The following is a 16792-nucleotide window of genomic DNA, read 5'->3' as shown; positions in this document are numbered from 1 at the left end:
CCGCCGGACCCCGAGGAGCACCGTGGCAGCACGACGAACGACCGCCGCCGCGACGCTGCACGACGTCGCCCGGGCGGCGGGGGTGTCCCTGGCCACCGCCTCGCGGGTGCTCAACGGCAGCGCGCGCAAGGTGCAGGGCGAGTACCGCGAGCGGGTCGAGGCGGCCGCGGCCGAGCTGGGCTACTCCGCGAACCCGGCGGCGCAGGCCGTCGCGCGCGGGACCACCTCGACGATCGCGCTGCTCGTCAGCGACATCACCGACCCCTACTTCTCGGGCATCGCCTCCGGAGTGATCGGCGCGGCCGACGCGTCGCGGCTGGACGTCCGGATCGCCGTCACCGACCGCGACCCGGACAAGGAGCTCGGCCTGGTCCGCTCGCTGCGCGGCGGCCGGCCGCGGGCGATCGTCCTGGCCGGCAGCCGCTTCGCCGCCGACCGGCACCGCGACGCGCTGATCGCCGAGCTGCAGGCCTACGAGGCGTCCGGCGGGCGGGTCGCCATGATCAGCCAGGGCGGGCTGCCGTTCCCCTCGGTGCAGGTGGACAACCGCGCCGGAGCGCGTGCGCTCGCGGCGGCGCTCGCCGAGGCCGGCTACCGGCGCTGCGCGATCGTGCGCGGTCCGGAGGCGGTGCTGACGTCGTCCGACCGGGTCGCGGGGTTCCTCGAGGGGCTGTCCGCGGCCGGTGTGAGCGTCGATCCGGATCTGATCGTCGAGGCGCCGCTCACCCGGGACGGCGCGTTCGACGCGGCGGCCGCGCTGCTGGCCGGGCGCTCCGCCGACATCGACCTGGTCTTCGCGGTGACCGACCTGATGGCGGTCGGCGTCGCCTCCGCGATGCGCGCGGCCGGAGTGGAGCCCGGCGCGGGCATGGGCGTCGCGGGCTTCGACGACGCGCCCATCGCGGAGGACGTGCACCCGGGGCTGACCACGGTCGCGGTGCCGCTGGCCGCGCTCGGCGAGCGCGCCGTCGCCGCGGCCCTCGGCGACGAGGCCGACGGCGCCTCGGTCGAGCTGCCCACCCGCGTCGTCCTGCGCGCGAGCACCCCGCCGCGAGCCGCGCCGCCCGCGTAGCGCGCGTCGTGCTGGTCGAGTAGCCCTGCAGGGGCGTATCGAGACCCGCCGTCCCCCGAAGGGCAGGTCTGCAGACGCCTGTTCTGACGGGGGTGGATCTCGATACGCCCGCTGCGCGGGCTACTCGATCAGCATGGAGTGCGCGGCGAACGCGTCGACGTGGGCCGTCCCTTGCTGGTCGAGTAGCCCGAAGGGCGTATCGAGACCCGGCCACCACCGTTCCTCCGCTGGATGGGAAAGCGCTTGCCCGCCGGGCCGCTCCGCGGCTACCATCAGGAAAACGCTTCCCACTCCTCGAAAGGCGCACCGTGTCAGAGTCGACCACCCCCACCCTCGGGATCATCCTGAACGGCGCCTCCGGCCGGATGGGCTACCGCCAGCACCTCGTCCGCTCGATCTTGGCGATCCGCGAGCAGGGCGGCGTGCTGCTCTCCGACGGCACCCGCGTGCAGGTCGAGCCGCTGCTGGTCGGGCGCTCCGAGGCGAAGCTCGCCGAGCTCGCCGGCAAGCACGGCCTGACGAACTGGACCACCGACCTCGACGCCGCGCTCGCCGACCCGAAGTGGCAGGTCTACGCCGACTTCCTCGTGACGAAGGCGCGCGTCCCCGCGATCAAGAAGGCGATCGCCGCCGGCAAGCACATCTACACCGAGAAGCCCACGGCGGAGTCCTACGCCGAGGCGCTCGAGATCGCCGAGCTGGCCAAGGAGGCCGGCATCAAGAACGGCGTCGTGCACGACAAGCTCTACCTGCCGGGCCTCCAGAAGCTCAAGCGCCTCATCGACTCCGGCTTCTTCGGCCGCATCCTCAGCGTCCGCGGCGAGTTCGGCTACTGGGTCTTCGAGGGCGACTGGCAGGCCGCCCAGCGTCCGAGCTGGAACTACCGCAGCGAGGACGGCGGCGGCATCATCGTCGACATGTTCCCGCACTGGAACTACGTGCTCGAGAACCTCTTCGGACCGATCGAGGGCGTCTACGCCAAGGCGACCACCCACATCGAGACCCGGGTCGACGAGAACGGCGCGCCCTACACCGCGACGGCCGACGACGCGGCCTACGCGATCTTCGATCTCGCCGGCGGCATCACCGCGCAGCTCAACTCCTCCTGGGCCGTGCGGGTCGACCGCAAGGAGCTCGTCGAGTTCCAGGTCGACGGCACGCTCGGCTCGGCCGTGGTCGGCCTGTTCGGCGCCAAGATCCAGCCGCGCGTCGCGACCCCCAAGCCCACCTGGAACCCGGACCTGCCCGAGACGCACGACTACGCCGAGGACTGGCAGGAGCTGCCCGTCAACGACGTGTTCGAGAACGGCTTCAAGACCCAGTGGGAGCAGTTCATCCGCCACGTGGTCGAGGACGCTCCGCACGAGTACGACTTCTTCGCCGGTGCGCGCGGCGTGCGGCTCGCCGAGCTGGGCCTGGAGTCCTCCCGCGAGGGCCGCCGGATCGACGTCGCCGCGCTCGACGCCGCCGCCGACGCCGAGGTGCTCGTGCAGGCGGGCGCCGTCCAGTGAGCGGGCTGACCCTCCTCGGCGCCGACGGCGCGACCCGCTCCATCGAGCTGCTCCCGGCGCCCGCGCACGCGAGGCCCACCGCGCCGCTGCGCTCGCGCACCGCCTACGCCGCCGCGCACGTCGTGCCGCTGGTGCACGGCGAGAACCGGCCCGGCCACCCGGCCCAGATGGACTGGGACGCGACGCTCGGCTTCCGCCACCACGTCTGGTCCTGGGGCCTGGGCGTCGCCGACGCGATGGACACCGCGCAGCGCAACATGGGCCTGGACTGGACTGCGACCCAGGAGCTGATCCGCCGCAGCGCCGCCGAGGCCGCGTCGGTCGGCGGGGCGCTCGTGGTCGGGATCAACACCGACCAGCTCACCGACGACGTCGTCCCGCTGGACACCGTCATCGACGCCTACGTCGAGCAGCTCGCCTTCGCCGAGGACGCGGGGGCGGAGGTCGTGCTGATGGCCAGCCGGCACCTCGCCCGCGCCGCGGAGACCGCCGCCGACTACGAGCGCGTCTACGCCGCCGTGCTCGCCCGCGCCACGAAGCCGGTCGTCCTGCACTGGCTCGGCACCGCCTTCGACGGCGTGCTCGAGGGCTACTTCGGCGCGGCAGACCCGGTCGACGCCTTCCCGGTCGTCCAGCGGATCATCGAGGACAACCTCGACTCGGTGCGCGGCATCAAGATGTCGCTGCTGGACGCGGACGCCGAGATCGCGCTGCGCTCGCGGCTGCCCGAGGGCGCGACCCTCTTCACCGGCGACGACTTCAACTACGTCGGCCTGATCGAGGGCGCCCCCGACGCCGACGGCACGCCGCGCTGGTCGGACGCGCTGCTCGGCGCCTTCGCCGCGCTGGCGCCGAGCGCCTCCGCCGCGATCCAGGCGCTGGACGCGGGCGACACCGCCGAGTACCGCCGTGTGCTGGGCCCGACCGAGGCGCTCTCGCGCCAGGTCTTCGCCGCGCCGACGCAGTATTACAAGACCGGAGTCGCGTTCCTCTCCTGGCTGAACGGCCACCAGCCTGCCTTCTCGATGGTGGGCGGCCTGCACTCCGCGCGCTCGCTGCCGCACCTGTCCGAGATCGTCCGGCTCGCGAACGCGTCCGGCGCGCTGGAGCGGCCGGAGCTCGCGGCCGACCGCTGGACCGGGCTGCTCGCGCTGAACGGGGTCGACGTGACCCGCGCCGTCGAGGGGCTGCACCTGGTCGAGGCGGTGCCCGCATGAGCGCCGACCCGCGCCTGTCGCTGAACCAGGCCACGATCAAGCACGCCTCGCTCGCCGAGGCGCTCGACACCACGGTCGCGGCGGGGATGTCCGCGATCGGCCTCTGGCGCGAGCCGGTCGCCGAGGTCGGGCTGGCGGAGGCCGTGCGCCTCGTCGCCGACTCCGGCCTGCGCGTCTCCTCCCTCTGCCGCGGCGGCTTCTTCACCGCGCCCGAGGGGCCGGAGCGGCGGGCGGCGATCGACGAGAACCGCCGCGCGATCGAGGAGACCGCCGCGCTCGGTGCCCCCGCGCTCGTGCTCGTCGCCGGCGGGCTGCCGGCCGGCTCGCGCGATGTGATCGGCGCCCGGGCCCGCGTGCAGGAGGCTCTGGCAGAGCTGGCCGACGACGCCGCGGCGGCGGGCGTGCAGCTGGCGATCGAGCCGCTGCACCCGATGTACGCCTCCGACCGCGCTGTCGTCTCGACGCTCGGTCAGGCCCTCGACCTCGCCGCGCCGTTCGACGCGGCCGCGGTCGGCGTGGTCGTCGACACCTTCCACGTCTGGTGGGACCCGCAGGTCCTCGCGCAGATCGCCCGCGCCGGAGTGGAGGGCCGGATCGCGAGCTACCAGGTCTGCGACTGGGCGACCCCGCTGCCGGCCGACGTGCTGCTCGCCCGCCGCTACCCGGGCGAGGGCGTCATCGACTTCGGATCGCTCACCCGCGCGGTCGTCGAGGCGGGCTACGCCGGCGACGTCGAGGTCGAGATCTTCCACCAGGAGGTCTGGGACACGGCGTACCCCGAGGTGGCCGAGCGCGTCGTCGCGGCCTTCGCCGAGACGGTGTCGCCGTACCTCTGAGCGGCGCACCCCTGAACTCCCGGTCCGCCGTCGCTGGAGGGTGAGCGGCGGACCGGGCTCCTTCTCCTAAAGGGGCCTTCTAGAGATGCGACGCGCCTAGCTCCACGGCAGATCCAGCGCGTCGAACGTCGTCTCGCGGCGCAGCGTCTCCTGCAGTGCGTGCTCGACGCCGTCGACCACGCGGTGGCGCCCCTCGACGTCCTGCACCTCGCGCCAGGCGTCCGCAGGCAGAGCCCGCGGCGACGGAGCCGCCATCACCGCGTCGAGCAGGCGGAGGAAGCCGCCGGTGCGCTCGATCCCGGCGTGCAGCGGCGTGCCCAGCTCTCGAGCGGCGAGCAGCCCCTCGAACGGCGTGATCCGGTCGTACTGCAGCGTGCGCGGCGGCAGGTCCTCGCGCACGAGCTGCACCACGTCGAGCGTGTAGTAGAAGCGGAGCGTCCCGCGGGTGCCGACGATCTCGACGGAGGGCTCCTCCGGTCGTTCGGCGCAGAGGGTGACCGCGGTCGTGACCCGCAGGCCGTCGGCCAGGGTCAGCACGGCGACCGAGGTGTCGTCCGCCTCGATGTCGTTCGCGCGGCGCAGGTCCAGCCGCACGTCGACGACGTCCTCGAGCCGGTCGGCGCCGGCGATCGCGAGCGCGGTCGCGGTCGCGTGCGAGAAGGGATTGGTCAGGACGCCGTCGGCGACGACCGCGCCGTCGAGCGTGCGGCGGCCGGCCCAGGGGGAGCGCGACCAGTAGCGGTCGTCGCGGACCCAGACTCCGGAGGCGCCGTAGCGCAGGACGTCGCCGATCTCGCCGTCGGCCACGGCCGCGCGGATCGCCGGGATCGCGGAGGAGCCGAGGCTCTGGAAGCCGACCTGCACGAGCGAGCCGGTCGCCGCGGCGCGCCCCGTGATGGCGGTGAACTCGGCGAGCGAGGCGGCCGGCGGCTTCTCCAGCAGGACGTCGTTGCCGTGGTCCATCGCCGCGAGGGCGATCGCGGCGTGGGTGTGGATCGGGGTGCTGATGATGACGACGTCGGTGCCGCCGGCGGCGAAGAGGCCGGTCGCGTCGGGGTGGTGCGCGACGCCGTCGGGGAGCAGCCCCTCGACCGGCGGCCGGGGGTCGGCGACGCCGACGAGCCGGACGCGGCCGTCGCGGTGCGCCGCGAGGACGGCGCCGAGGTGCGAGGCGCCGTAGCCGCCGATGCCGACGAGCCCGATCCGGGGGATCACGGTCGGACTCCGGAGAGCGGGCGGCTGCGGTCGTCTCGTCTGCTCTGCATGATCCGGCCAGCGTATCGGAAAGTGGTTACCGGTGACCAGTGGGGTCGATGATCGTCATGCCCGCCGGGTTCGAGCGGTCGAAGACGGGGAGCAGCTCGGCCGCCTCCTCGAGTCCGATGGTGCGCTCGATCAGGCGCTGCGGGGCGAGGACGCCCTGCTCGATCAGCCGGAGCATCCCCGGGTAGTCGCGCGCCGCCATCCCGTGGCTGCCGAGGACGTCGAGCTCCCAGGCGATCACGCGCGCCATCGGCACGCGCGGGTGGCCCTCGACCGGCGGCAGCAGGCCGATCTGCACGTGCCGGCCGCGGCGGCGCAGGCTGAGGAGGGCGTCGGCGCAGGTCTGCTCGCTGCCGACGGCGTCGACGGCGACGTGACTCCCGCCGCCGGTGAGCGCGTGCACGGCGGCCGGCAGATCGCGGCCGTCGGCGAGGAGGACGTGCTCGGCTCCGACGCTCGCGGCGACCTCGAGGGCCGCGGCGTTCCGGTCGACCGCGATGACGCGGGCGCCGAGCGCGTGCGCGACCATCACGGCGCTGAGGCCGACGCCGCCCGCTCCGATCACCGTCACCCACTCGCCGGGCTGCACCCGGGCCCGCCCGACCAGCGCGCGGTAGGCCGTGGCGAAGCGGCAGCCGAGGCTCGCGGCGGTCGCGAAGTCGACGCCCTCCGGGATCGCGACGAGATTGGTGTCGGCCGCGTGCAGCGCGACGGACTCGGCGAACGAGCCCCAGTGCGTGAAGCCGGGCTGCTCCTGGTCCGGGCAGACCTGGGCGTCGCCCTGCAGGCACCACTCGCAGCGGCCGCAGCCGCAGACGAAGGGCACGGTCACCCGGTCGCCGACCGCCCAGTTCCGGACCTCGGGCCCGACCTCGGCGATCACTCCGGCGAGCTCGTGCCCCGGGACATGCGGGAAGGCGATGTCGTCGTGCCCGGCCCAGGCGTGCCAGTCGCTCCGGCAGAGCCCGGTGGCCAGCACCCGCACGACGACGCCGTCGGCCGGGGCGACCGGCGTCGGGACGTCGTGGACCTCCGGCTCGCCGCGGACGGAGTCGAGGACGAGAGCGCGCATGCCCTCATCCTGGCAGCGAGTCAGCAGTCGTCGGCGCCGAAGCGGAGGTCGGTGAGCGACACGAAGTGCCAGCCCTGGCGGCCGTCGTGCTGGGTGTAGGTCAGGGTGCTGCCCGAGGGGAAGACGCCGAAGCGGAAGGTGTCGGAGCGGGTGACGCCGTCCGTCGTGTACTCGTTCCCGGTCGCGCGGCGGAAGGGGTCGGCGAGGGTGCCGGCGCCGGCGCCGGGGAGCGAGCCGGACGTGGCGATCGAGGTCGGCTCGGTGCTGAAGCCGACGGCGTCCCAGTAGGTCGGCACCCACGAGTTCGCGTCGGTGTTCGAGGTGATGTCGAAGATCGTCAGCTGGAAGTCGACCGGGTCGAAGAGCGCGCCGTCGGCGTCGCGGAACTCGAAGGTCAGGGTCTGCGCGTCGGCTCCGGGGGTGGGCAGGACGGCGAGGTCGCCCTCGCGACGCTGATTGAGCACGAGCGCTCCCGCCGGACCGAAGCCGGCGAAGGAGTACTCGGAGGGGACGCCGCCGGGAGCGTTCCCGGCCCAGCCCGAGCCGTTCTGGCTCATGTTGTAGCGCGTGCCGCCGGAGAGGTCGGTCGTGCCGGCGGCGAGGGTCGAGGTGATGCGGATCGTCGAGGTGCGGCCGGACGCGGAGGTCGCGCCGAGGACGGCGGGGTTGCCGCTCGCGTTCGTCGCGGCGAACTGCGTGACGCTCGTGCAGGGGGTGGTCGACGCGGCGGCGAGGGGCGCGCCCGTGGCGATGGCGACGACGGGGACGGTCCAGAGGGCGGTGGTGGTGAGCGAGCGGCGGGAGAGTCCGGGCGCGGGGGTGCTGGTCATGGCGGGATCCGTTCGGGTGCGGAGGGGAGCGGGCGAGGCGGTGCAGGGCGGAGCGGTGCGGGTGCGGAGCAGGGACTCAGCGACCGGCGTTGTAGTGGTTCTGGATCTGGGTCGCGGTGAGCGCGGTCGAGTAGACGGCGGCGTAGCGCAGGCTGCCGGAGAAGGAGGCGGGGCCGACGTTCGTCCAGGAGCCGCCGAGGGTGTCGTAGCCGATCTTCCAGTAGCCGGTGGTGTTCTCCGCGCTGCGGAAGGCGGTGTTGCCGGCGACCTTCACGCCGTCGAGCCAGAGGCTCGTCCCGGCGGTCGGCGAGAGGGTGGAGACGACGTGGTGCCAGGCTCCGTCGTTGACCGGGTTCGGGCTGGTGATCGACTGGACGCCGTTGTTGTAAATGCCGAAGACGAGGCGGCCGTCCGCGCCGATGTAGGTGTGCCGGTCGTACTGACTGCCGGCGGTGTCGCGGCTGCTGTTGAAGCTGAAGAGCTTGCCGCCCGCGACGGTGGTCTTGAACCAGATCTCCGTGCTGAAGGTGGTCGGGTTGGCCAGCTGCAGCGGCGTGCTGAGGTAGCCGTTCGTCCCGTTCAGCAGCCAGGAGCCGCCGGCGTCGCGCGGGCAGGCCTTCGGGGTGGTCGCGGAGCTGGTCATCGCCGGACGGTAGGTGCCGGGGTAGGCGCCGGAGTCGGTGTCGACGGCGGTCGTCGCTCCGGTGGCCTGCGCGAGCGTGTAGGAGAACAGTGCGTCGCCCCTGTCGGCGGCGAGCGCCGAGTCGCAGGTGAAGAAGGCCGCCGCGCTGCCGACCGTGTTGTTCGAGTTGCGGATGGAGGCGACGTAGGCGCCGGAGGTGGCGGGGGCGAGGAACAGCACGGCCGAGAGGGCGGCGACGAGCAGCGCGGCGAGGGTGGTGCGCGGGGTGCGCGGTGCTGCGGAGCGGAGGCGGGCCAGGAGGCCGGAGCGGGTGCGGCGGTGGCGGCTCATCGGGCGGCCGACTCTGTCTCGGCGGTCTCGGCGGTCTCGGCGGGCGTGGTCTCGGTCTCGGCGGCGCGGGCCCGGCGGCCGTGCTCGCCGCGCGGCTCGGCCTCGGCGGGGAGTCCGACCAGCATCGTCCAGAGCACGGGGGTGGCGCAGACCGCGCCGAAGAGGATCCAGCCCCAGAGCGGCAGGTGCAGCGCCGAGGACACGTTGTAGAAGTCCTCGCCGTTGGCCGGCACCTGGATGCTGCCGACCTGGCCGGAGACGAGGTCGACGTTCGTGCCGCCGACGGCCGTGACGCGGATCGGGAGCATGCCGACCGAGACGAGCGAGGCGTCCGTCTGCCCGTCCTCCACGGTCGCCTCGAGGACGACGATGCCGACGAACGGGCGGAGGACGAACACGGTGAAGGAGGCGACGAGCGAGATCCCCAGCACCCGCATCGCGGCGCGGTGGGTGGGGGAGGAGAGCAGGCGGGTGAGCAGCAGGACGAGGACGGTGCCGGCGAGGAGCATCGGCAGGCCCTTCGCGAGCCAGCCGGCGCCGGGGAGCGCGACGACGACCTTGCCGATCAGCTGCTCGGCGCCGGTCGCCCACGGGTCGGTCGCGCCGTTGATGTCGCCGCGGGTGACCAAGGTGCCGTCGTCGGCGAGGTCGACCACTCGGTGCGTGTAGGTCTCGTCGGGGGTGGTGGTGGGGTGGAAGCTGACGACGTCGCCGACCCGGATGTCCTCGAGGGGCGTCGGGGCGGTGAGGACCAGGGTGCCGACCGGAGCGGCGGTGCCCATCGACGGCGTCTGGACGATGAACCAGCGTCCGCCGGAGGCGTGGAAGAGGAAGGCGGCGACGACCAGGGCGGCGACGAGGGCGGTGACGGTCCAGGTCGCGACGGTGCGCAGGCGGGAGCGGGGGGAGCGGGGCTCGGGGGTGGAGACGGGGGTGGCGGTGGTGGCGGGGGTGAGGGGGGAGGCGGTGCCGGCGGGGACGGCGGTGGATCCGGGGAGCGCGGGGGCGGGGCGGGTCTGCAGCGTGGTCACGGGTCCACCTCCTCGGCGGGGTGGGGGCCGCCTGGGCGGCGGCCCCCGGGGTGCGGGTGTCGGGTGTTGCGGGGGCGTTTCTCGGGGTGGGGCGGTGCTTCGGGGGAAGCGGTCTTCGGTGGTGGATCTCGATACGCCCGCTCTGCGGGCTACTCGATCAGCATGAACCGCGCGTGCATCTCGCTCGGCGTGAGCCGGGGAGGCTCGATCAGCTGGCGAAGGTCCAGGTGAGGGGGAGCGAGGCGGACAGGCCCTGGTAGGTGTTGCCGGCGGAGGAGTCGAGCGTGACGGCGATGGTGAAGGGGGTGCTGGTGCCGGCGGTGACGGGGGCGGCGGAGAGCGACTTGGCGGCGGTGCCGGCGAGCGCGGCGGCGGTGCCGCTGTAGACGGTGGTGCTGCCGGAGGTGATGACGACGTTCAGCTTGGAGCAGAAGTCGGTCGCGGTGCCCGAGGAGCCGGCGGCGGTGTTGACCGACTGGGCGCAGGTGGCGCCCGGGGTCAGCGTGAAGGTGTTGGCCGAGACGGTGCCGGCGTTCTTGATGGTGATCGCGGTGCTGACGGTCTGGCCGGGGACCATGGTGGTCGAGCCGCCGAACTTGTTGATGGTCGAGCAGGTCGCGGTGTTGGTGCTGACCGAGCCGCCGTCGGTGCTGAGGCAGGTGACGGGCGTGGTGCCGGTCGACTTCTCCTCCATGACGAGCGAGCCGGAGGCGGCGGTGTTGTTGGTGTTGGTGATGCTGGCGACGAAGCCGGAGAGGGTTCCGGACATCGAGACCGACAGCAGCGCGGCGGCGGCGACGCTGGTGGCGAGGACGAGGGGGGCGAAACGGACGCGCTTGCGCTTTGCGGTGTGGTTCGACATGACAGGACTCCTGATCGGGTAGAAGGTGAACTGCCGTGCAGTTCGCTGTGGGGTGTTTTCTGGCTTGTCGAGTAAGTTACTTGATGGCGAAGATACTTTGCAATCGTTCCATTACCCCCTGTTGTGGGGACAGCCATCTCGACGGCGACATTCGCCGCTCCGATACCCGCTCCCACCCCGCTCCGACACCCGAGAAGGCCGCATGGATCCCGAGAACACGCCCCCCGCCGACGGCGGCGCGCAGCCCGCCGGCGCGGCCCTCCGGCAGGTAATGCGGCAGCTCGAGACGGCGCAGCGCCACCTGCGCACCGCGGTCGCCCTCGACGCCGGGATCGGGATCTCGGAGCTGAGTGCGCTGGAGGCGCTCGCCGAGTCGCCCGGGCTGACGCCCAAGTGGCTGGGGCTCGAGCTGTCGCTGACGACCGGAGCGGTGACCGCGCTGCTCGACCGCCTGGCCAAGGCCGGCCACCTCGACCGCGTCTCGAACCCGCAGGACCGGCGCAGCGTCCTGCTCCGGCTGACCGACTCCGGCACCGCGCTGCTCGCAGCGGTCGACGAGCGCTACGGCGCGGTCAGCGTCGAGGTGCTGCGGGCGTCCCCGCGCCTGGGCGAGGAGGAGGTCGTCGAGGACCTCGCGCGCGCCGCGGCGGTCATCACGGCGCACACGATCGGCTGAGCGCGAGCGACCCGGCGCGTCAGGCCTGCAGGGCGCGGTCCTTGCGGATCGACCAGAGGTTGCGGCTCGCCGTGCGCTCGTAGTCGAAGTCGGTCACCAGTGCCTGGATGAGGGCGATCCCGCGACCCGACTCGGCGAACGCGTCCGGCATCTCCCGCGGGCCGGTGTCGACGCCGGGCGGGTCCGCGGTGTCGACCAGCTCGGCCCGGAGCGCCTCGTCGTCGACGGTGACGACGAGGCGGCAGAGGACCGCGGTGGTCGAGACGGCGTGCTGGATCACGTTGGAGACGAGCTCGACGAGCGCCGTCTCGAACTCCATCCGGTCGCGGGCACCGACGTCGGCGCGCTCGCCGAAGAGCGAGTCGAGCAGGTCGTGCACGAGCTCGATGTCGTCGGGCGGCGTCCGGAAGGCGAGGGTGCGCTCAGTCACGGTACGCGTCGCCGGCCGAGGCGTAGCCGACGAGCACGCGGTCGAGGTTGGAGAGCTCGAGCACCATGGTGACCTGCTCGCTCGGGGCGGCGATCCGGAGGTCGCCCCCGGCCTGGCGGGCGCTCTTCAGGCAGGCGACGAGCGCGCCGAGCCCGGACGAGTCCATGAAGGTGACCTCGCTCAGCTCGACGACGATGCGGCTGCTGCCCTCGTCGAGAGCGCCGCGCACCTCCGTCCGCAGATCCCGCGCCGCGGCGAGATTGAGCCGGCCCGCCGCCGTGATCACGGCGACGCCGGGAGCGATCGTCTCGGTGCTGAAGGTCATGCCTGCTCCTGGTCGGTGTCCGCGGCGGGGCGCGGGGTGTCGTGGGTCCGCGTCACGAGGAGCGCGGTGATGTCGTCGAGCGCGCGGCCGGAGCCGGCGAGCGCGGTCAGGGCGGTGAGGAAGCCGATGGCGCCCTCGGAGGTGCGGACGAGGTCGGCCGCGAGGACGAGCGACTGCAGGGTTCCGTCGAAGAGGTCGAGCACCCCGTCGGTGAAGGAGACCAGGGAGTCGCCGACGGCGAGATCGACGGTCTGGGTGACCCAGCCGCCGTCCTCCGCGATGCCGAGGGGGAGGCCGAGCGCGGCGAGGCGGTGGAAGGTCCCGTCGGCGCGGAGCAGGACGGTGAGCCCGTGGCCCGCGTCCACGAAGTCGACCCGACCGGTCGCGGTGTCGAGCCGGCCGTGGAAGAGCGTCGCGAAGGTCTCGGTGGCGGAGAAGTCCGGCTGCAGCTGCTCGCTGACCGCGGCGACCACCGCGTCCGGAGCGCCGCCGGCCCGGGCGCGGAACGCGGCGCGGATGCCGGCGGCGAGGATCGCGGCGCCGGTGCCCTTGCCCATCACGTCGACGAGAGTCAGGTCGACGACCGCCTCGGTCGCGGTCCAGGTGTAGAAGTCGCCGCAGATCTGCCACTTGGGCAGCGAGGCGCCGGCCAGGTCGTAGCCGGCGGGGTGGCGGAACGCGGTGGGGGAGAGGCGGGCCTGCACGTCGGCGGCGCGGTCCCACTCCGCGGTGTCGCGCAGTTCGCGCTCGACCCACTGGCCGAACTCCTCGAAGAGCAGCTCCTCCTCCGGGCTGAGCGCGCGGGGGACGAAGTCGAGCAGGCAGAGCGTCCCGAGCTGCAGGCCGTCGTCCACCGTGAGCGGGCGGCCGGCGTAGAACTGCACGTGCGGCGGTCCGGAGACGTGCACGTGCTGCGCCCAGGCTCCGTCGGCGCCGAGGTCGGGGACGACGAGCGTGCTCCGCTGGGCGAGCGTCGCGTCGCAGAACGTCCCCGCGCGAGGGTAGGACACCGGCCCCTCGGGCTGCGGCGACTTCGTGAAGAGCGTCGTCTCGTCGAGGATGTGGATCTCCGCCACCGGCACCTGGAAGAGCTCCTGCGCCATCCGGGTGATCCGGTCGAAGCGCTCCTCGGGGCCGGAGCCCATCAGGCCCAGCGCCTCGATCACGGCGGCGCGGCGGTCCCGGTCGTCGGTCGCCCCGAGCGGTGCGTCGGCGCCGATCGCCGGGTCCTGGCTGGTCTGCTGCGACATCGTCCCCCCGAGTCTGCGTGCGGAGACGGTGTCTCGCCTCCGCGATGACGGTATCGAACGGTGCGCCCCCGGTCGCCGCTGAGGGCCGTTAGTCACCCGGACGGGGGTCACGGCTGCGCGACACCGGTAGCGTTGCACCCTGACCCCGATGGTGCAATGATGCACAGTATGCAAGCAGATGCGACCGCGACCCGGCGCGACCAGCGCGCGGCCGAGCGGCGCGGCGAGCTGGCCCGCACCGCCCGCGAGCTGACCATCCGCCACGGCTTCTCGGGCTTCACCGTCGAGGAGCTCTGCGAGGAGGTCGGCATCTCGCGCCGCACCTTCTTCAACTACTTCCCGAGCAAGGAGTACGCGATCGTCGGCCGGCCCGAGGAGGGCCTCGACGACGACAGCGTCGCGGACTTCCTGACCCGCCGCCCGGGCGTCTCGCTGCTCGAGGCCCTCGTCGCCCTCGGCGCGGTGCACTTCGCCGCGATCGGCCTGAACGCCGACAGCGTCCGCGAGTTCGTCGCCGTCGCCGATCGCGAGCCGAAGCTCCTGCAGGCCCTGCTCGACGTCGGCACCCAGCGCGACCTGCTCGTCGCCGACCTCGTCGCGCGGCGCGAGGGCCTCGACCCCGCCGACCCGTCCGTGCTGCTCGCCGTGCAGACGGCCGGCACCGTCGTCCGCAGCGCCGTCGGCGCCTACCTCGACTCCGACGGCTCCGTGCCGCTCGAGCGCCTCGCCCAGGACCGCATCGCGGCCGTGACGCGCCTGCTCCTGGGCTGACCCGGCCCCCGCCGCGCCGACCCGCTCCCTCTCGCCCCACCCGACCCCGAGGACACCATGACCGCCCCCGCCACCGCCTCTCCGCTCCTGCTCACGCAGCGCCGGATCTGGATCATCTTCTCCGCGCTGATCGCCGGCATGCTCCTCTCCAGCCTCGACCAGACCATCGTCTCGACCGCGATGCCGACCATCGTCGGCCAGCTCGGCGGCGTCGAGCACCAGGCCTGGATCACCACCGCCTACCTGCTCGCGACCACGATCGTGATGCCGATCTACGGCAAGTTCGGCGACGTCCTCGGCCGCCGCACGCTCTTCCTGATCGCCATCGCGCTGTTCACCCTCGCCTCGGTCGGCTGCGCGCTGGCCGGCGACTTCTGGTCGTTCGTCGTCTTCCGCGCCCTGCAGGGCCTCGGCGGCGGCGGGCTGATGATCCTGTCGCAGGCGATCATCGCCGACATCGTGCCCGCCAACGAGCGCGGCAAGTACATGGGCCCGCTCGGCGCCGTCTTCGGCCTCTCCGCCGTCGCCGGCCCGCTGCTCGGCGGCCTCTTCGTCGACCACCTCACCTGGCAGTGGGCGTTCTACATCAACATCCCGGTCGGCATCGCGGCCTTCGCCATCGCCTGGTTCGCGCTGACGCTGCCGAGCAAGCGCGCGACCAAGCGGATCGACATCCCGGGCGTGCTGCTGCTCTCGATCGCCACCACCTGCCTGATCTTCTTCACCGACTTCGGCGGCGACGCCGCGCACGGCTGGGGCGCCCTCGAGACCTGGGCGTTCGGCGCCGGGCTGATCGCCGCGGTCGCCGGCTTCATCTGGGTGGAGTCGCGCGCCGAAGACCCGATCATCCCGCTCAGCCTCTTCCGCAACCCGATCTTCGTGAACGCGACGGCGATCGGCCTCACGCTCGGCCTCGGCATGTTCTCCGCCATCGCCTTCGTGCCGACCTTCCTGCAGATGGCGTCCGGCACCTCCGCCGCCGCGTCGGGCCTGCTGATGCTGCCGATGATGGCGGGCCTGATGGGCACGTCGATCTACTCGGGCATCGCGATCTCGCGCACCGGCCGCTACAAGGCGTTCCCGATCGTCGGCGCCCTGCTCACCGGCCTCGCGATGGCGGCGATGACGACGCTGACCGCCGAGACCCCGATCCCGCTGATCTGCGTCTACCTCTTCTTCTTCGGCGCGGGGCTCGGCCTGATCATGCAGGTCATCGTCCTCGTCGTGCAGAACGCCGTCGCCCCTGAGATGATCGGCACGGCGACCAGCACGAACAACTACTTCCGCGAGGTGGGCGCCTCGCTCGGCGTGGCCGTGTTCGGCACGATCTTCACCAACTCCCTCGCCGAGAAGCTGACCGGCGTCTTCACGGACGCGGGCGTCGCCGACGTCGGAGCGGCCACCGCGACCCTCGACCCGCAGGCGCTGAGCGCCCTGCCGGACGAGGTCCGCGACGGCGTCGTCCGCGCCTACGCCGAGTCGCTGGCGCCGGTGTTCTGGTACCTGCTGCCCTTCATTGCGATCGCCTTCGTCCTCGCGCTGCTGCTCAAGCAGATCCCGCTGTCGGACCAGTCCGGCATGGTCGCCCGCGGCGAGGCCGTCGGCGGCGAGGAGGCGGAGCGCCTGCACCGCGAGAGCCTCGCGGCGCCGGCCGCCGAGGTGCGGTCGGAGGCTCCGGAGGACGCGCGCGCCGACCGCTGATGCGGGGGCCGGCCGCCGTCGCTCTTGTCGCGGCGTCGGTCGGCCGCGACACTGGGGGCGTCCCTGTCGCGCTGTCCCCGCCGCACGTCCGGTCAGGAGGACGCGTGTCCCACACCGTCGACGAGCAGGCCGTCGCCTTCGAGGCGGAGCGCGGCCGGCTCACCCGGCTCGCCTCGCGGCTGCTCGACGACCACCACGAGGCCGAGGATGCGGTGCAGTCGGCGTGGCTGCGACTGCACGGCACGACGGCCGCGATCGACAACCTGCCGGCCTGGCTGACGACGGTCACGACCCGGCTCTGCCTCGACCGGCTGCGCGCGCGCATCCCGGAGCCCGCCGAGCTCGTCGAGACCGGCACGGGCGTGGAAGGCGTGGGCACGGGGAGTGCCGACCTCGAGCGCGCCGAGGCCGTCGGCCAGGCCCTGCACGTCGTCGTCGAGACCCTGACGCCGAACGAGCGCGTCGCGTTCGTGCTCGCGGACAGCTTCGGGGTCGACTTCGCGACGATCGGCGAGATCCTCGGCCGCAGCGCGGTCTCGGCGCGCAAGCTCGCCTCGCGGGCGCGCGCCAAGACGACGGCAGGACCCGCGGACGGGCCGGTCGCCGACTGGCAGGTGGTCGACGCCTTCATGGCGGCGGCGCGCGGCGGCGATCTGGCGCGACTGCTGCAGCTGCTGGCGCCGGGCGCGAGCATCCGCGCGGATGCGGACGCGCTCGCCGCGGGGACCCCGGAGCGGATCGACGGTCGCGAAGCCGTGGCCGCCTTCTTCGACGGCAGTGCTCATGCGGCGCTCGCCGCGATCGTCGACGGGCGGCCGGGCGCCGCCTGGTTCCACCGCGGAGCCCCGCAGGTCGCGTTCGACTTCACCGTTCTCGACGGGCGGGTCGCCGGCGTCGTCTTCCGGGCGGACCCGGCCGTGCTGGCGTCGATCGTCCGGCGCGAGGGCGCCGCAGGCGACGCGGGCTGACGCG

The 16792-nt window shown here is 73.4% G+C and carries 17 protein-coding genes; 8 read left to right on the top strand and 9 right to left on the bottom strand.

Annotation, left to right across the window (positions count from 1 at the left end; all coding sequences use genetic code 11):
- Positions 1-22: 22 nt before the first annotated feature.
- The 4 genes from MT353_RS07125 to MT353_RS07110 all read left to right on the top strand — a co-directional run bounded on the left by MT353_RS07125 (position 23) and on the right by MT353_RS07110 (position 4636).
- The gene (locus MT353_RS07125) at positions 23-1072 is read left to right on the top strand and encodes a LacI family DNA-binding transcriptional regulator (protein ID WP_243616045.1); all 1050 of its coding nucleotides are present in this window, start codon (positions 23-25) and stop codon (positions 1070-1072) included.
- A gap of 365 nt (positions 1073-1437) precedes the next feature.
- Complete coding sequence (locus MT353_RS07120) at positions 1438-2583, top strand: Gfo/Idh/MocA family protein (protein WP_123447046.1); 1146 nt, start codon at positions 1438-1440, stop codon at positions 2581-2583.
- Positions 2580-3800, top strand: a complete 1221-nt coding sequence (locus MT353_RS07115) for a DUF993 family protein (RefSeq protein ID WP_243623968.1) — start codon at positions 2580-2582, stop codon at positions 3798-3800. The genes MT353_RS07120 and MT353_RS07115 overlap by 4 nt, the downstream gene beginning before the upstream one ends.
- Positions 3797-4636, top strand: coding sequence for a sugar phosphate isomerase/epimerase (locus MT353_RS07110; protein WP_243623967.1), 840 nt, complete (start codon positions 3797-3799; stop codon positions 4634-4636). The genes MT353_RS07115 and MT353_RS07110 overlap by 4 nt, the downstream gene beginning before the upstream one ends.
- 96 nt (positions 4637-4732) lie before the next feature.
- On the opposite strand, the gene MT353_RS07105 is transcribed toward MT353_RS07110, so the two are convergent.
- The 6 genes from MT353_RS07105 to MT353_RS07075 form a co-directional block, all read right to left on the bottom strand.
- Positions 4733-5851, bottom strand: coding sequence for a Gfo/Idh/MocA family protein (locus MT353_RS07105; RefSeq protein ID WP_243623966.1), 1119 nt, complete (start codon positions 5849-5851; stop codon positions 4733-4735).
- Positions 5852-5927: 76 nt separating this feature from the next.
- Complete coding sequence (locus MT353_RS07100) at positions 5928-6971, bottom strand: zinc-dependent alcohol dehydrogenase family protein (RefSeq protein ID WP_243623965.1); 1044 nt, start codon at positions 6969-6971, stop codon at positions 5928-5930.
- 20 nt (positions 6972-6991) lie between these two features.
- A complete protein-coding gene (locus tag MT353_RS07095) occupies positions 6992-7801 on the bottom strand; it encodes a hypothetical protein (protein WP_243623964.1) in 810 nt (269 codons plus the stop codon).
- A 76-nt stretch (positions 7802-7877) separates the two neighbouring features.
- On the bottom strand, positions 7878-8774 hold the full coding sequence (locus MT353_RS07090) for a LamG domain-containing protein (RefSeq protein WP_123736646.1): 897 nt from the start codon (positions 8772-8774) through the stop codon (positions 7878-7880).
- Positions 8771-9805 carry a signal peptidase I gene (locus MT353_RS07085; protein WP_308197512.1) on the bottom strand — a complete coding sequence of 345 codons (1035 nt, stop codon included), beginning with the start codon at positions 9803-9805 and terminating at the stop codon, positions 8771-8773. The genes MT353_RS07090 and MT353_RS07085 overlap by 4 nt, the downstream gene beginning before the upstream one ends.
- 208 nt (positions 9806-10013) lie before the next feature.
- The gene (locus tag MT353_RS07075; protein WP_123736647.1) at positions 10014-10667 is read right to left on the bottom strand and encodes a hypothetical protein; all 654 of its coding nucleotides are present in this window, start codon (positions 10665-10667) and stop codon (positions 10014-10016) included.
- A 202-nt stretch (positions 10668-10869) separates the two neighbouring features.
- On the opposite strand from MT353_RS07075, the gene MT353_RS07070 reads away from it, so the two are divergent.
- Positions 10870-11343, top strand: coding sequence for a MarR family winged helix-turn-helix transcriptional regulator (locus MT353_RS07070; RefSeq protein ID WP_243623963.1), 474 nt, complete (start codon positions 10870-10872; stop codon positions 11341-11343).
- Positions 11344-11362: 19 nt separating this feature from the next.
- Here MT353_RS07070 and MT353_RS07065 read toward each other — a convergent pair whose 3' ends face one another.
- From MT353_RS07065 to MT353_RS07055, 3 genes are read right to left on the bottom strand one after another with little or no spacing between them, the layout of a single operon-like run.
- Entirely contained in the window at positions 11363-11773 is a 411-nt protein-coding gene (locus MT353_RS07065; RefSeq protein ID WP_123732725.1) for an ATP-binding protein, read from the bottom strand.
- Positions 11766-12098 (bottom strand): STAS domain-containing protein, encoded by a 333-nt coding sequence (locus MT353_RS07060; RefSeq protein WP_243581192.1) that lies wholly within the window; start codon positions 12096-12098, stop codon positions 11766-11768. Before MT353_RS07060 ends, MT353_RS07065 begins: the two co-directional genes overlap by 8 nt.
- Entirely contained in the window at positions 12095-13348 is a 1254-nt protein-coding gene (locus MT353_RS07055) for a PP2C family protein-serine/threonine phosphatase (protein ID WP_243616037.1), read from the bottom strand. Before MT353_RS07055 ends, MT353_RS07060 begins: the two co-directional genes overlap by 4 nt.
- 168 nt (positions 13349-13516) lie before the next feature.
- Between MT353_RS07055 and MT353_RS07050 the strand changes: the two genes are divergently transcribed.
- From MT353_RS07050 to MT353_RS07040, 3 genes are all read left to right on the top strand, one after another.
- Entirely contained in the window at positions 13517-14119 is a 603-nt protein-coding gene (locus MT353_RS07050) for a TetR/AcrR family transcriptional regulator (RefSeq protein WP_243623962.1), read from the top strand.
- Positions 14120-14176: 57 nt separating this feature from the next.
- Positions 14177-15820: an MDR family MFS transporter gene (locus tag MT353_RS07045; RefSeq protein ID WP_243598183.1), complete on the top strand. Its 1644-nt coding sequence runs from the start codon at positions 14177-14179 to the stop codon at positions 15818-15820.
- A 104-nt stretch (positions 15821-15924) separates the two neighbouring features.
- Complete coding sequence (locus MT353_RS07040; RefSeq protein WP_243623961.1) at positions 15925-16788, top strand: sigma factor; 864 nt, start codon at positions 15925-15927, stop codon at positions 16786-16788.
- Positions 16789-16792: the final 4 nt, after the last annotated feature.

This window comes from Rathayibacter sp. VKM Ac-2927 (assembly GCF_022815525.1).
Classification (GTDB): Bacteria; Actinomycetota; Actinomycetes; order Actinomycetales; family Microbacteriaceae; genus Rathayibacter; species Rathayibacter festucae.
This window is presented reverse-complemented; position numbering and strand designations above follow the sequence as displayed.